Source organism: Streptococcus oralis (assembly GCF_002386345.1).
GTDB classification, from domain to species: Bacteria; Bacillota; Bacilli; order Lactobacillales; family Streptococcaceae; genus Streptococcus; species Streptococcus oralis_S.
Map to the genome: position 1 here is coordinate 2,003,618 of NZ_CP023507.1, position 15,086 is coordinate 2,018,703.

At 40.8% G+C, this 15,086-nt stretch carries 11 protein-coding genes and 1 CRISPR repeat array; of the genes, 5 read left to right on the plus strand and 6 right to left on the minus strand.

Annotation, left to right across the window (positions count from 1 at the left end; genetic code table 11):
- Window position 1: 1 nt before the first annotated feature.
- Window positions 2-541, plus strand: a complete 540-nt coding sequence (locus tag CO686_RS09930; protein ID WP_096753778.1) for a 5-formyltetrahydrofolate cyclo-ligase — start codon at window positions 2-4, stop codon at window positions 539-541.
- Window positions 525-1,205: a rhomboid family intramembrane serine protease gene (locus CO686_RS09935; protein WP_096753779.1), complete on the plus strand. Its 681-nt coding sequence runs from the start codon at window positions 525-527 to the stop codon at window positions 1,203-1,205. The genes CO686_RS09930 and CO686_RS09935 overlap by 17 nt, the downstream gene beginning before the upstream one ends.
- A gap of 40 nt (window positions 1,206-1,245) precedes the next feature.
- A CRISPR array of direct repeats spans window positions 1,246-1,875; the repeat unit is 36 nt; unit sequence GTTTTGGAACCATTCGAAACAACACAGCTCTAAAAC.
- A 90-nt stretch (window positions 1,876-1,965) separates the two neighbouring features.
- Here CO686_RS09935 and csn2 read toward each other — a convergent pair.
- The 6 genes from csn2 to CO686_RS09965 all read right to left on the minus strand — a co-directional run bounded on the left by csn2 (window position 1,966) and on the right by CO686_RS09965 (window position 10,463).
- Window positions 1,966-2,628 carry a type II-A CRISPR-associated protein Csn2 gene (gene csn2, locus CO686_RS09940; RefSeq protein WP_096753780.1) on the minus strand — a complete coding sequence of 221 codons (663 nt, stop codon included), beginning with the start codon at window positions 2,626-2,628 and terminating at the stop codon, window positions 1,966-1,968.
- On the minus strand, window positions 2,618-2,962 hold the full coding sequence (gene cas2, locus CO686_RS09945; RefSeq protein ID WP_033629214.1) for a CRISPR-associated endonuclease Cas2: 345 nt from the start codon (window positions 2,960-2,962) through the stop codon (window positions 2,618-2,620). The genes csn2 and cas2 overlap by 11 nt, the downstream gene beginning before the upstream one ends.
- A complete protein-coding gene (cas1, locus tag CO686_RS09950) occupies window positions 2,959-3,825 on the minus strand; it encodes a type II CRISPR-associated endonuclease Cas1 (RefSeq protein WP_096753781.1) in 867 nt (288 codons plus the stop codon). The genes cas2 and cas1 overlap by 4 nt, the downstream gene beginning before the upstream one ends.
- A complete protein-coding gene (gene cas9, locus CO686_RS09955; protein WP_096753782.1) occupies window positions 3,825-8,003 on the minus strand; it encodes a type II CRISPR RNA-guided endonuclease Cas9 in 4,179 nt (1,392 codons plus the stop codon). The genes cas1 and cas9 overlap by 1 nt, the downstream gene beginning before the upstream one ends.
- Window positions 8,004-8,525: 522 nt before the next feature.
- Window positions 8,526-9,425 (minus strand): UTP--glucose-1-phosphate uridylyltransferase GalU, encoded by a 900-nt coding sequence (gene galU, locus CO686_RS09960; protein WP_033605573.1) that lies wholly within the window; start codon window positions 9,423-9,425, stop codon window positions 8,526-8,528.
- Window positions 9,426-9,446: 21 nt separating this feature from the next.
- A complete protein-coding gene (locus tag CO686_RS09965; protein WP_065371428.1) occupies window positions 9,447-10,463 on the minus strand; it encodes an NAD(P)H-dependent glycerol-3-phosphate dehydrogenase in 1,017 nt (338 codons plus the stop codon).
- A gap of 206 nt (window positions 10,464-10,669) precedes the next feature.
- Between CO686_RS09965 and CO686_RS09970 the strand changes: the two genes are divergently transcribed.
- From CO686_RS09970 to CO686_RS09980, 3 genes are all read left to right on the plus strand, one after another.
- Entirely contained in the window at window positions 10,670-12,376 is a 1,707-nt protein-coding gene (locus CO686_RS09970; RefSeq protein WP_065371427.1) for an ABC transporter ATP-binding protein, read from the plus strand.
- Window position 12,377: 1 nt separating this feature from the next.
- Window positions 12,378-14,144 carry an ABC transporter ATP-binding protein gene (locus CO686_RS09975; protein ID WP_049484837.1) on the plus strand — a complete coding sequence of 589 codons (1,767 nt, stop codon included), beginning with the start codon at window positions 12,378-12,380 and terminating at the stop codon, window positions 14,142-14,144.
- A 139-nt stretch (window positions 14,145-14,283) separates the two neighbouring features.
- Window positions 14,284-14,973, plus strand: coding sequence for a gamma-glutamyl-gamma-aminobutyrate hydrolase family protein (locus CO686_RS09980; RefSeq protein WP_049549714.1), 690 nt, complete (start codon window positions 14,284-14,286; stop codon window positions 14,971-14,973).
- The last annotated feature ends 113 nt before the right edge of the window (window positions 14,974-15,086 follow it).

Sequence of the window (15,086 nt, forward strand, 5' to 3'; positions counted from 1 at the left end):
TATGAAAGCAGAACTACGCAAGAAAATTTTGCAAGAAATGAAGGCTTTATCTCAGGAGCAAAAACAGGCTATGGATCGAGTTTTAACTGAGCGTTTCTTACAACACCCTTTTTACCAAGAAGCCAAGACCATCGCAACCTATCTCTCCTTCCCTCATGAATTTCAAACGCAGGAACTGATTGAGCAGGCGCTGAAGGACGATAAAAAGGTTCTGATACCCAAAACCTATCCCAAGGGACGGATGGAGTTTGTGGTCTATGATCCGCAGCAGTTGGTAAAAACTTCCTTTGGTTTACTGGAACCGCAAGGAGACTTGGAAGTGGTGGAACCGTCTCAGATTGATTTAATTCATGTTCCGGGTTTAGCTTTTACAACAGAGGGCTATCGGATCGGATATGGTGGAGGATATTATGACCGCTATCTGGAACATTTTGCTGGGCAGAGCCTGAGTACAATCTATCCTTGTCAAGTTCAGGAGTTTAACTTTGAAAACCATGATATTCCCGTCCAGGAGGTGCTAATCTATGAAGGAAATCTTTGATAAACGTTATCCTGTGACTAGCTTCTTCCTCCTAGTAACAGCATTGGTATTTCTCTTGATGTTGGTTTTTACAGGTTTAAATTTTGAACGAGCAGATACCCTGCTTCAGTTTGGGGCCATGTATGGACCGATCATTCGCCTGTTCCCTGAGCAGATATGGCGCCTTTTTTCGGCTATATTTGTGCATATTGGATGGGAGCATTTTATTGTCAATATGATTTCACTCTACTTTCTTGGACGACAAGTGGAGGAAATTTTCGGTTCTAAGCAGTTCTTCTTTCTCTATCTCTTATCAGGAATGATGGGCAATCTCTTTGTTTTTGCTTTCACACCGAAAGTTGTCGCTGCTGGGGCATCCACTTCTCTTTACGGACTATTTGCTGCGATTATCGTTTTGCGTTACGCAACTCGCAACCCCTATATTCAGCAGTTGGGGCAATCCTATCTGACACTTTTCGTGATAAATATCATTGGAAGTGTTCTGATTCCAGGAATCAGCCTAGCTGGGCATATCGGAGGTGCAGTAGGCGGTTCCTTTCTAGCAGTCATCTTCCCAGTTAAATGGGAGAGAAGGATGTACAGTACTAGCCAGCGAATCGGGGCAACCGTACTTTTTATCGCACTAGCCGTTTTCCTTTGCTATAAGGGAATGACCTATGTGTAGGGGGGAATAGTTAAAAAGCTACTCAAAAAATGAGTAGCTTTTTTTGGAACCATTCGAAACAACACAGCTCTAAAACTGAGTCAAAAGCAACATGACTTTTAGTGGTGTTTTGGAACCATTCGAAACAACACAGCTCTAAAACCTACCTCAATCCTTGGATTTAAGCTGTAAAGTTTTGGAACCATTCGAAACAACACAGCTCTAAAACACTTTGACAAGCAATAGCTATCAAGAAAATGTTTTGGAACCATTCGAAACAACACAGCTCTAAAACAGAGCCATCCTTACACTATTCAGAGGCCTTGTTTTGGAACCATTCGAAACAACACAGCTCTAAAACTTTTCATCAAGCGCCAATCCATCCAGTAAAGTTTTGGAACCATTCGAAACAACACAGCTCTAAAACTTCCTTATCTTGATTATATTATATCACGGTGTTTTGGAACCATTCGAAACAACACAGCTCTAAAACAACAATAATGACAGCAGAAAGAGGACACGAGTTTTGGAACCATTCGAAACAACACAGCTCTAAAACCCTGCTGAGGCACAGCAATCACTTTCAGACGTTTTGGAACCATTCGAAACAACACAGCTCTAAAACTGTTGTAGCATTTCAGCAAGCGACTGTTCTGTTTTGGAACCATTCGAAACAACACAGCTCTAAAACCTCGTAGAAAAGTTTTTCTCACGAAATTTCGTAATCGCGCCATTCGTCCCAGCCAGACTTCAGCTCGTTAGGTTCCAATTGTTACCCTTATTATACCATATTTTCGGGGTTCAGGAAATAGTCTTGATCCAGCACATACTGCGGGAAATCAAAGACTTTTCGAGGTTCGACAAATAAGACTCTTAGTTGATTGAGTTGGATATACTCTATCAGATTTACTAACTCATCCTTTGAAAGATAGGCGGTCGCATTGATGAAAACAAGGAGTTTCTTTTTGGAAAGATATTTAAAAACCTGGATAATTTCTAGCATCTTTTCAAAAGGCGTATCACTTAGAGTTTCAACTTTGACTCCTAACGCATCAATCAACTCTAGGATAGTAATTTCATCGTATTCCAGGTCTAGTTCATTTTCTAAGCACTCAAATGCCAGCAATTCTGTAATCGTAGCAACTAGCTTTTCAATCATGGATTTGACTTCTGGTTTGTCGTTGAGTTGATTTTCTAAATCAGCATGTATCAGTTTGAGCATGGCAGGTGAGTTTAGATTGTATCCTAAGACATCCGTTATCACTAGTAACTCGGCCTCTTTCATAGCTTTTAGATTTCTATCAAACAACTTTAACTCTCCATCATCAGTGTACTGGTAGAACTGCTTGACGATAGTCGAAAAGGTAAACTGGTCTTCCAGGACTAAAAAGGTTGCATTTTCAATAGCCAATGGTTCATCCAATAATGGGAAATTAATCTTCATCTCTAGGCTCCTCTCCTAGAAAAACTAAACGTGCGTCGGAGTTTGCTACGCTAGTATTTCGCTCACCATTTAAGTAAATCATGCGAGAAAACTGCTTTTCTGTAACGGTTAAGAGAGTGATGTTCCCTTTTTTAGGATTGTGCGTCTTAAGGCGTTCAATCATGGCGTTATTAGCAGAGTTATTGAGCAAGAGCTTGCTATAGATGGAGAATTGGTGCATGATAAATCCTTCATCTATGAGGAACTTACGAAATCTCCGATAGGCCTTGCGTTCCTCTATAGTATCAACCGGCATATCAAACATTAAAATCATACGCATATATCGATAACTCATATCCTAAACTCAGGAACTCCTTTCTCCGGTTGATTGAGAGCTTGGATGACTTTCTTAGTATAGTCACTGACGATATTGGACAGGTACATATCTTTGCCATTGTAGTGGAAGGTGTCTGAGAAAATGGTAAAAAGTTCTCGCTTGATTTTGACAAAAGAACTGCTTCGATTTTCATAGACGATTCTGTCAATAATCGGACGAAAAGGTTCCATAATATCGCTAGCGAGGTTGAATTGATTAAACTGATTAGCATGTTTCAAGCCAAACTGAGTCATGCAGCCAGACAAGACAATCTCACGCGCAAACATACTCAAAATCAAGGTGTAACCATAGTCTAAGGCAGCATTGACATCATTGTCTTGTTCACGGCTAAAATCATTCCCAAACAAGGTGTTAAAATAAATCCGAGCTGCGTGCCCTTCGCGGTTACTAGGATCAAACAAATCCAACCCATGATAGAGATCGATGACTGACTGGCTCTTTTCCAGAAAACCACAACTACCCAGATATAAAGCCTGATTGAGAATTTTTTGTGCAATAATGGTGGTCCAGATTTCCGCCTTTACATCTTCATTCCAGGAAATTTGACGAGAGAGTTGTAAACTGGAATCATGCCGACCGTAGTAAGGCATCAAGTATGCCGTTGGCAAGCGTTTATCATCACAAAAGATGACCAGAATATTTTCATCCACCAAACGTTTAATCAGCATGGTGGAGAGAACGATATCTGTCGTCTCCAAAAGAAGGATGTCCACCTCGGACAGGTGAATCAACTCTGTCCGAGAGGCATCTTTAAAAATCAAGTGATTGTTCTTGTAGGAGAGCTTAGAGTGTGTATTCACAACAACGGTTCTCCATCCCATTAGTCTTCTCCCAGTTTGCTTAAGTCAATCCGAGTCTCGTAAAGACCAGTGATGGACTGGTGGATGAGGGTGGCGTTGAGGAGTGACGAAGGTGTATAGTCTCTGTATCGTGGAATTTTTACTCCCAAGAACTCGAAGTCAGAAGCACTTCCTTGTGAAGTTAACTCGAATAAACCAGCATTTTTACTATTTCTTGGACCAATGAAACTGAAACATAACTTTTCGATATCAACTGTTTCCCAATCAATAAATGCTTGTCTGATTCTTTCTCCATTTTTTAATGCACCTACATACTTATCGTTAAAATCAAGTACAGATTCTAAAAGTTTAGCAAAATCATTTCGATGTTTCTCAACATACTCTAAGTGTTCTGGTTCAAGTGTTTTATTAATATTCTTAGCATGATACAAAAGAGTCGTATATTTTTCGGGGAGGACCAATTCATTACCTTTATGAATTTCTCCTCGTTTATTGTTTGTTGATAGAATACTTGCCAGTCTTCTTCTTGTACCATCAGGAAACTCAAACAAACTATATTTAGGTAAAGTAATAGTTGATAGAATTTTTATGTATCCTTTTTCAAGGAGATAGTTTTTCTTGTTCTTTTCAAAATTTATTTTATCTAAAATAGAGATACCTTGAAACTCAAGCACTGTCTTTTGTTGTTTTTTCGCTCCTTTTTCAATAATAGCTTTAACTAAGACCGCGTATGAGTTAGAAATACCAGCGTAACCACCGTATTTTCGTGGGTCAAGCCCTTGCTTAATTGGGACAAGATTTTCTTTACTATCTTCTGAAGGTTTAGGAGATGGATTAGAATTGAACAATCCTTTAGGTTTACCTCTATCTAGACCATGTGTTTGAATCTCTGTCTTCTTCACAATATTCACCTGCGGAAGTGAAAGAACTTTTTTGATTGTAGCGAAATCTTTTTCCTTATTCCAAGCGATTTCTCCAGTGTCTTTGGAGTATTCGATATTCTCTCTTTTTACGATAGTTCCGTCTGCGTAATGCACCTCTTCTTTAAAGAAGTTCAGCAAGTTTGAGTAGAAGAAATATTTTTCAGTTGCTTTTTCGACTTCTTTAGGATCTTTGAATCTGGAGATGTATCTCTTAAGATCGTATTTTTGATAGTCACCATAGACGAATTCAGGCTCTAGTTTAGGATATTTCTTAAGGATAGCCTTAGCAACCACTGCATTTAAATAGGCATCATGCGCGTGGTGGTAGTCATTGATTTCCCGTACCTTGTATAACCTAAATTCTTTACGGAAGTTGGAAACTAGATTGGATTTCAAAGTGATGATTTTGACGATGCGGTTCTGCTTATCCTTCTCAGTCACTTCTGTATTGAAGCGGGCATCTAAAATCTGAGCAACATGTTTTGTGATTTGACGTGTTTCAACTAACTGGCGCTTGATAAAACCAACTTTATCACGCTCATCTAGCCCACCTCGTTCAGCCTTGGTTAAATTATTAAATTTACGTTCTGAAATCAATTTAGAATCCAATAATTGTTGCAAAAAGGCTTTTCTTTTTTGAACGACTTCTAGGCTAGGAACATTATCGGATTTCCCACGATTATCCTTTGAACTAGTTAAGACACGGTTATCAAGAGAATCATCCTTGATAAAGGCCTGTGGGATGATGTGGTCAATGTCATAGTTGCTCAGTTGGTTGATATCAAGAGCTTCTCCAGTGTACATATCCTTCCCATTTTGGAGATAGTAAAGGAAGAGACGATCATTTTGAAGTTGAATATTATCTGTTGGATGTTCTTTTAATATATTTGAATCAAGCCCAGGTGCTAAATTTTTTAGTGCATCTTCAATGCGCTTATATCTTTGTTGAGAATTCTTTTTCCCTCTGCCAGTTGTCTGATTTTCTCGTGCCATCTCAATCACAATGGACTCAGGAGCATGGCCCATAACCTTGACAAGTTCATCAACAATCTTGATACTTTGTAAAATTCCCTTTTTAATGGCAGGGCTTCCTGGGAGTTCTTGGACGACTTGCTTCACATCATCTGTCTTGCCAACCACTTGTGCTTTTTGGATAATTTCTTTGAAGGAAAGTCCGTCATCATTGATTAACTGCATAAAGTTGCGATTGCTGTAACCGTCATCAATCAGATAATCAAGAATCGTTTTGCCGCTTTTTTTATCATGGATGCCATTAATCAGCTTGGCAGAGAGCTTTCCCCAACCGGTATAGTGTCGACGAGTCAGTGCCTTGATTACTTTCTCATCAAAGATAGAGGCATATTGTGCAAGATGCTGCTTAATCATCTCACGATCTTCAAAGATAGTTAGCGTGTGGACGATATTTTCAAGAATCTCTTCATTTTTAGGGTCATCCATAAACTCCTTATCCTTGATAATCTTGAGCAAATCATGGTAAGTAGAAAGACTAGCGTTAAATTGTTTTTCAATTCCTTTTAGTTCGATTCCATCGTAGCCATCAACAGTGTGTAGATAATGAATGATATCTTTTTCAGTTACTTTTCTTTTCTCTTTGAATAATTGATTGACAATTTGCTTCTTCTGAGCACTATCAAGGAATTGATAGTCTCTTAATCCTTCTGCAATAAATTTTACTTTTGTTAATTCATTATAGACAGCAAATGTTTCATACAAGAGACTGTGTTTAGGCAAAACTTTTTCTTCTGGCAGATACAAGTCATAGTTAGTCATCTTATTGATGAAGTCTTCCGCAGAGCTTGCTTTATCAACAATTTCTTCAAAATTCCAAGGTCTTATTGCTTGGTCAGAATTTCGAGTAAGCCAAGCAAAATCACGATTGCCACGAGCCAATGGGCCAACGTAGTAAGGAATACGGAAAGTTAAGATTTTCTCTATCTTTTCTTTATTGTCCTTCAGAAATGGATAATGTTCTCCTTGCCGACGGAGAATGGCATTCATTTCTTGAAGATGAATTTGATGAGGAATAGAACCATTATCAAAGGTGCGTTGTTTTCTCAAAAAATCTTCACGTTCGATTTTATCAAGGAAATAATCTGTTCCTTCGAATTTAGAGAGAAGATTTTTGATATATTTGTAAAATGTTTCTTGAGTGGTCTTGCCATCGATATATCCAGCATACCCATCTTTAGATTGGTCAGAAAAAACTTCATCATATTTTTCTGGAAGATTGGCTTTGATGAATTGTTTTAAAGCTGCCAAGTCTTTTTGGTGATTTTCATAGCGCTCAATCATAGATGCTGATAATGGAGCCTTGGTTGAAGGATCTGTGACAGTCAAAATGCCTGATAGAAGAATAGCATCATAGAGTTTTTTGGCAACTAAGAAAAGATCAGCAAAGTCATCTCCAATTTGTCCGAGCAAGTTTTCCAAATCCTCATCATAGGTATCTTTAGAAAATTGTAGCGGAGCTTTTTCTTCTAAGTCAAAATGTTTTTTGAAATCAGCTTGATTTCCTACAATCAACTTGAGAAATTCCGAAAACAAACCAGTGGACTTTTCATCAGGAAAGAGTCTTAGAACGCGTTCTCTCTTTGCAGATTTACTAATTTTATCGGTAAAAATTGCTTCTATTTGTGCGTTTTGCCCACTAAGTGAACTTCCTTCAAAGGTGTTGTCGTAAATGCTTATAAACTCGTTAAAGATTTTTTGAATATCATTATTTTTTATATCGAAAGCTTCTTCATATAAAAAATGCCCACGGTATTTAATCATATGAGCTAATACTAGATAGATCAAGCGCAAGTCAGCTTTTTCTTTCGAATCAGCCAGTTGCTTTCTCAAATGATAGATAGTTGGAAATTGCTTATGGTATTCTTTTTCTTCTGCCAAGGTAGCAAAAATAGGGTATTTACTCCCTCTTTTATCCTCAGGAATTAAAAAGGAGTCATCCAATCGATGAAAGAAACCACTATCCAACTTGCTCATTTCTTCAAAAAAGATTTCTTGGAGATAGCGAAGACGATTTTTCCGACGGGTATAGCGACGACGTGCAGTTCGTTTGAGGCGTCTATCCTCAGCGGTTGTCCCTTCATCAAATAATAAAGCTCCGATGAGGTTTTTCTTGATAAAGTGTTTATCGGTATTGCCCAAAACTTTCATCTTTTTAGATGGCACTTTATAGTCATCTGTAATAACGGCCCATCCGACGCTGTTAGTTCCGATATCGAGTCCAATAGAGTAAGGTTTATTGCTCATTTAGTCTTCTCCTTTGAGTTATACTCTTTAAGTTCTAATTAGTAATAGCTAATATATTAACCTTAGCTAAATTATATATCTTTTGGCTATTAAAATCAAGAAATTGTAAAACGTTTTCATTGTGTAAATTTTTAAATCGTTATAAAATGGAATGTTATTCTATTTCATATAGATTTCTTCTTGCAATTTTTAAAAGAATGGTATACAATACAAGTGTTGGAACTATTCGAAACAACACAGCAAGTTAAAATAAGGCTTTGTCCGTACACAACTTGAAAAAGTGCGCACCGATTCGGTGCTTTTTATTTTATTATACTAATTCATTGTGCTCTTATTTTTGTTAAAAAAACAAATAATATCATAGCGCTTTCATGAAGTTTGATACCAATTCGATGGAGCTTATAAGTAGGTTAACTGAGAAATACAGATTTCTTTTTAGATTATAGATGTTCTGAAGAATAGCAATACAAAAAAGAACTGGGATAATTAACTATCCTAGCTCTTTTTATATGGAATTTTCTTCTATTTCCCCTCAGCTAACTCTTTTCCGAGTTGGATGAGGTAGTCTTTCAAGTCGTCTTTGACCTGTGGGTGTTTGAGAGCGTAGTCGATGGAGGTTTTCATAAAGCCAAACTTGTCTCCGACATCGTAACGAGCCCCTTTGAACTCACGAGCAAATACACGTTGTGTTTTATTGAGGGTATCGATTGCATCTGTCAGCTGAATTTCATTTCCTGCACCTGGAGCTTGGTTTTCGAGGATTTGGAAAATTTCAGGAGTGAGGAGGTAGCGTCCGATGATAGCAAGGTCACTAGGAGCGTCCTCTGGAGCTGGTTTTTCAACGAAGGTTTCAACGCTGTAAAGACCGTCTTTTCCTTCGCCTTGCGGAGCAATAACCCCATAAGCAGAGACTTCGTCATGAGGGACTGGCATAACAGCGATAGTGGACGCGTGGGTACGTTCGTAGTCATCCATGAGTTGTTTGGTAAGCGGAACAGCCTTTTCGTCTGTGATATCCATCAAGTCATCACCAAGCATAACGACAAAAGGTTCATTTCCAACGAAAGCTTTGGCTTGCAAAACAGCATCTCCGAGACCACGTGGATGTGTTTGACGGATAAAATGCAGGCGCATGCCGGTTGTCTCATCAACCAGCTTCAGAAGATCTGTTTTCCCTTTTTCTTTAAGGTTGTATTCCAATTCGAAGTTTGAATCAAAATGGTCCTCGATAGAACGTTTTGACTTACCCGTAACAACCAAGATGTCTTCGATTCCAGACTTGAGGGCTTCTTCAACGATAAACTGGATAGTGGGCTTGTCTACGATTGGCAACATTTCCTTGGCCAAGGCCTTAGTTGCTGGGAGGAAGCGAGTTCCCAATCCAGCGGCAGGGATGACTGCTTTTCTGACTTTTTGTTTCATGATGTTCCTTTCTATAAGGGTCTAAGACCATTCGTTTTCTGCTTTAAATTCATTGTTCATGATGTCAGTGATTGCTTCTTTGATATTGACACCTTCGTAGATGACTCGGTAAATAGCCTGTGTGATTGGCATGTAGACACCCAATTCCTGAGCCAGCTCGTAAGCTGCTCGAGTTGTTGAGATTCCTTCGATGACCATGCCCATATTAGCTTCGATGTCTGCGAGGGATTCTCCACGACCGAGAGCATCACCAGCTCTCCAGTTACGAGAGTGGATAGATGTCCCAGTTACGATCAAATCCCCAACTCCAGAAAGCCCGCTATAAGTCAGAGGATTAGCTCCCAGAGCGACCCCTAGACGGGTGATTTCAGCCAGGCCACGGGCAATGATAGCCGCCTTGGCATTATCGCCAAATCCTAGACCATGTAGTGCCCCAGCGCCAACTGCGATGATGTTTTTGAGAGCACCAGCGGTTTCAACCCCGATAACATCCGTATTGGTATAGAGGCGGAAGTAGTGGTTGCTAAAGAGATTTTGGACGTACTGGGCCGTTTCAAGGTCTTTAGAGGCTGCAGTGATCAAGGTAATATCCCGTACAATCGTTTCCTCAGCGTGGCTAGGTCCTGAAACAACAACGACTTCACTACGAAGGTCAGCTGGGATTTCCTCTTCAAGAATAGTTGATAGACGTTTGTGGCTATCTGGTTCCAATCCTTTGGAGGCATGCATGATGACAACCTTGTGATCAAGCACCTTTGCTACTTGTTGGGCAACCAGTCTCGTTACTTTTGTTGGGACTACAAATAAAACAGCATCCACATCCTTTAGTGTTTCTTCTAAATCATGATAGGCTTTGATTTTTTCGTCGAGTAGGATATCTTTGAAATAGCGTTTGTTTGTATGTTGGTTATTGATTTCATCAATTTGGTCAGAAATATTTCCCCAAATTCGAACCTCGTGTCCATTGTCGTTTAGGACCTGCGAAAGGGCAGTTCCCCAAGAACCAGGACCCAAGACAGCGATGGTTTGTTTCTTCATCTTTTCCTCCTTGTAAGAGTTCTTCCTTTCATTTTACCATAAAAAGCCTTTTCATGCATCACCTGTAGGTGAAAGCGCACTAATTTATAACAAGGAGACTTCTTTGACAAGATGCCTCTTTTTTGCTAGAATAGCATCAATATGAACGAATGAGAAGGAGCTGACGCAGGATGTCGCTCCCTTTATCTATTTTATTAGGAGGAAATATGCTCATTAAAAAAATAAAAACCTATAAATGGCAGGCCTTGGCATCCCTAATGATGACAGGCTTGATGGTTGCGAGCTCGCTCTTACAACCACGCTATCTGCAAGAGGTGTTAGAGGCTTTGTTGACCGGAAGAAATGAGGCTATTTATAGTATTGGCGCTTGGTTGATAGGAGTAGCCCTAGTCGGTCTGGTTGCAGGTGGGGTCAATGTAACGCTTGCAGCCTACATTGCTCAAGGAGTGTCTTCGGACCTTCGGGAAGACGCTTTTCGCAAGATCCAGACTTTTTCTTATGCCAATATCGAGCAATTCAATGCGGGTAACCTTGTCGTCCGAATGACCAATGATATCAACCAAATTCAGAACGTGGTGATGATGGCTTTTCAAATTCTTTTCCGTCTCCCTCTTCTCTTTATCGGTTCCTTTATCTTGGCGGTTCACACTCTTCCGTCACTTTGGTGGGTGATTGTCCTCATGGTGTTCCTAATCTTTGCACTAACTGCCATCATGATGGGAATGATGGGACCACGGTTTGCTAAGTTTCAAACCCTTCTTGAACGGATCAATGCTATCGCTAAGGAAAATCTACGTGGTGTGCGCGTGGTCAAATCCTTTGTACAGGAAAAAGCACAATTTGACAAATTTACCGAGGTTTCAGATGAACTTCTCGGACAAAATCTTTATATCGGTTATGCCTTCTCAGTTATAGAACCCGTTATGATGCTAGTCGGCTATGGGGCAGTCTTCCTCTCTATCTGGTTGGTGGCAGGTATGGCTCAGTCAGATCCATCTGTTGTGGGCTCTATTGCTTCCTTTATCAACTATCTCAGCCAGATTATCTTTACCATCATCATGGTTGGATTTTTAGGAAATTCTGTCAGTCGTGCCATGATTTCCTTGCGTCGTATTCGCGAAATTCTAGATACCGAGCCAGCGATGACCTTTAAAGATCTCCCAGATGAAGAGTTAGAAGGAAGTCTCTCTTTTGAAAATGTGACCTTCACCTATCCTAATGATGATGAGCCTATGCTGAAGAATGTAACCTTTGATATTGCGCCTGGTCAGATGGTCGGTGTGGTTGGGGCGACTGGAGCAGGGAAGTCCACCCTAGCTCAGTTAATTCCGCGACTTTTTGACCCACAGGAGGGATCTATCAAGATTGGTGGCAAGGATATTCGAGACGTCAGCGAGGGAACCTTGCGTAAAACAGTTTCCATCGTCTTGCAACGTGCTATTCTCTTTAGCGGGACCATTGCAGATAATCTTCGCCAAGGAAAAGGCAATGCCAGCGTGTCAGAAATGGAACGTGCAGCACGGATTGCCCAAGCCAGCGAATTTATCGGACGCATGGAAAATAAATTTGAGAGTCAGGTCGAAGAGCGAGGCACCAATTTTTCTGGTGGACAAAAGCAACGGATGTCCATTGCCCGTGGGATTGTCAGCAATCCCCGTATCCTGATTTTTGACGATTCGACTTCGGCATTGGATGCCAAGTCAGAAAGACTCGTACAGGAAGCTTTGAACAAAGACCTGAAAGGGACGACAACTATTATCATCGCTCAAAAGATCAGTTCAGTCGTCCATGCGGACAAGATTTTGGTCTTGGACCAAGGGCGCTTGATTGGAGAAGGACGGCATGCAGACTTGGTAGCTAACAATGCCGTCTACCGCGAAATCTACGAAACACAAAAGGGAAAGGAGGAATAAAATGAAAACCGTTCGATTTTTCTGGAATTATTTTAAAGTTTACAAGTTCTCCTTTGTCATTGTGGTTCTGATGGTTGCAGTTGCGACGATTGCCCAAGCCCTTTTTCCAGTTTTTTCGGGTCAAGCAGTAACGGAGCTAGCTAACCTAGTTCTAGCTTATCAAAATGGAACTTCCGAACTAGCCTGGCAGAGTTTATCAGCTCTGATGCTGAATCTAGCTCTGGTTGTCCTCGCCCTAGTGGTATCCAGTTTGATTTACATGACCTTGATGACTCGTGTGATTGCTGAGTCGACAAATGAGATGCGTAAGGGCCTCTTTGGCAAACTTTCCCGTTTGACCGTTTCTTTCTTTGACCGCCATCAGGATGGCGATATCCTTTCTCGCTTCACGAGTGACTTGGACAATATCCTTCAAGCCTTCAATGAAAGCCTAGTTCAGGTCATGAGCAATATTGCTCTTTACATCGGTTTGATTTTTGTCATGTTTTCAAGAAATGTGACGCTAGCCCTGATAACAGTAGCCAGCACCCCAGTGGCCTTTCTCATGTTGGTTTTCATCGTGAAGATGGCTCGCAAGTACACCAATCTCCAGCAAAAAGAGGTTGGGAAACTCAACGCCTACATGGATGAGAGTATTTCTGGACAGAAAGCTGTTATCGTACAAGGAATTCAAGACGACATCGTAGCAGGCTTTGTGGAGCAAAATGAGCGCGTGCGTAAGGCAACCTTTAAAGGGAGAATGTTCTCAGGCATCCTCTTTCCAGTTATGAATGGGATGAGCTTGGTCAATACGGCCATCGTTATTTTTGCAGGTTCGGCGGTCCTGCTGAACGATCCAAGTATCGAAACAACGACAGCCCTAGGTTTGATTGTCATGTTTACCCAATTTTCTCAGCAGTACTACCAGCCGATTATCCAGGTGGCTGCGAGTTGGGGGAGCCTCCAGTTAGCCTTTACTGGAGCGGATCGTATCCAAGAAATGTTTGATGCAGAAGAAGAGATTCGTCCGCAAAATGCACCAGCCTTTACGGAATTGCGAGAAGGCGTTGAGATCAGTCACATTGATTTCTCTTATGTGCCAGACAAGCCGATTTTAAAAGATGTTAGCATTTCAGCTCCTAAGGGGCAGATGATAGCAGTTGTCGGCCCGACTGGTTCAGGGAAAACGACCATCATGAACCTCATCAATCGTTTCTACGATGTGGATGCAGGCAGCATTTGCTTTGATGGCAAAGACATCCGTGACTACGACTTGGACAGCCTGCGGAGCAAGGTCGGTATTGTCTTGCAGGATTCGGTCTTGTTTAGTGGAACAATCCGAGACAATATCCGCTTTGGTGTGCCAGATGCCAGTCAGGAAATGGTCGAAGCAGCTGCCAAGGCAACTCATATTCATGACTATATCGAAAGCTTGCCTGATAAGTATGATACCCTTATTGATGATGAGCAAAATATCTTCTCGACTGGTCAGAAACAATTGATTTCCATCGCTAGAACCTTGATGACAGATCCTCAAGTCCTAATCTTAGATGAGGCGACTTCCAATGTGGATACCGTAACAGAAAGCAAGATTCAACATGCCATGGAGGCAGTTGTAGCAGGACGAACCAGTTTTGTCATTGCCCATCGTCTCAAGACCATCCTCAATGCCGATCAGATTATTGTTCTCAAAGATGGAGAGGTTATTGAACGTGGAAATCATCACGAGTTGCTCAAACTCGGCGGTTTCTACTCGGAACTGTATCACAATCAATTTGTCTTCGAATAAAAAAGAAGTTGTCCTCGTTGGGCAGCTTTTTCTTGTCCATAAAAAATACTTATCACGGTCTTTAAAAAAACATATTAGACAGGAAAGGGTTGGAGTGATAAGATAAGACTGTCGCAAGAAAATCGAAAGGAGACACATCATGGCTAGAACGGTTGTAGGAGTTGCTGCAAACCTATGTCCTGTAGATGCAGAAGGGAAAAACATTCACTCATCTGTATCTTGTAAATTTGCAGAGAGCATTCGTCAAGTCGGTGGTCTCCCTTTAGTGATTCCTGTAGGAGATGAGTCCATTGTGCGCGATTATGTGGAAATGATTGACAAACTCATCTTGACAGGTGGGCAAAATGTCCATCCTCAGTTTTATGGAGAGAAAAAGACCATTGAGAGCGATGATTACAACCTTGTACGCGATGAGTTTGAACTAGCTCTCCTGAAAGAAGCGCTCCGTCAGAATAAACCAATTATGGCAATCTGCCGTGGTGTTCAGCTGGTCAATGTTGCTTTTGGCGGCACTCTCCACCAAGAAATTGAAGGTCACTGGCAAGGCTTGCCTTTTGGAACATCTCATTCTATTGAGACAGTAGAAGGAAGCGTGGTGGCTAAGTTGTTCGGAAAAGAAAGTCAGGTCAACTCAGTCCATCGCCAAAGTATCAAAGATCTGGCGCCTAATTTCCGTGTGACTGCTGTTGATCCAAGAGACCAGACCATCGAAGCGATTGAGTCTGTCGACGAGCATCGTATCATCGGCTTGCAGTGGCACCCAGAGTTTCTGGTCAATGAAGAAGATGGCAATTTAGAACTATTTGAGTATTTATTAAATGAATTGTAACGGTTAGAGTCTCTAGCCGTTTTTATTCGTCCTTTCAGATTTTTTATATTTTAGCAAATTTACGCAAACGTTTGAATTCTGATAAAAATTGGGCAAATTCAATAAAAAAGCTT

Coding starts and splice junctions, on each gene's coding strand:
- CO686_RS09930 (WP_096753778.1), top strand. CDS start 2: ATGAAAGCAGAACTACGCAAGAAAATTTTGCAAGAAATGAAGGCTTTA.
- CO686_RS09935 (WP_096753779.1), top strand. CDS start 525: ATGAAGGAAATCTTTGATAAACGTTATCCTGTGACTAGCTTCTTCCTC.
- csn2 (WP_096753780.1), bottom strand. CDS start 2,628: ATGAAGATTAATTTCCCATTATTGGATGAACCATTGGCTATTGAAAAT.
- cas2 (WP_033629214.1), bottom strand. CDS start 2,962: ATGAGTTATCGATATATGCGTATGATTTTAATGTTTGATATGCCGGTT.
- cas1 (WP_096753781.1), bottom strand. CDS start 3,825: ATGGGATGGAGAACCGTTGTTGTGAATACACACTCTAAGCTCTCCTAC.
- cas9 (WP_096753782.1), bottom strand. CDS start 8,003: ATGAGCAATAAACCTTACTCTATTGGACTCGATATCGGAACTAACAGC.
- galU (WP_033605573.1), bottom strand. CDS start 9,425: ATGAAACAAAAAGTCAGAAAAGCAGTCATCCCTGCCGCTGGATTGGGA.
- CO686_RS09965 (WP_065371428.1), bottom strand. CDS start 10,463: ATGAAGAAACAAACCATCGCTGTCTTGGGTCCTGGTTCTTGGGGAACT.
- CO686_RS09970 (WP_065371427.1), top strand. CDS start 10,670: ATGCTCATTAAAAAAATAAAAACCTATAAATGGCAGGCCTTGGCATCC.
- CO686_RS09975 (WP_049484837.1), top strand. CDS start 12,378: ATGAAAACCGTTCGATTTTTCTGGAATTATTTTAAAGTTTACAAGTTC.
- CO686_RS09980 (WP_049549714.1), top strand. CDS start 14,284: ATGGCTAGAACGGTTGTAGGAGTTGCTGCAAACCTATGTCCTGTAGAT.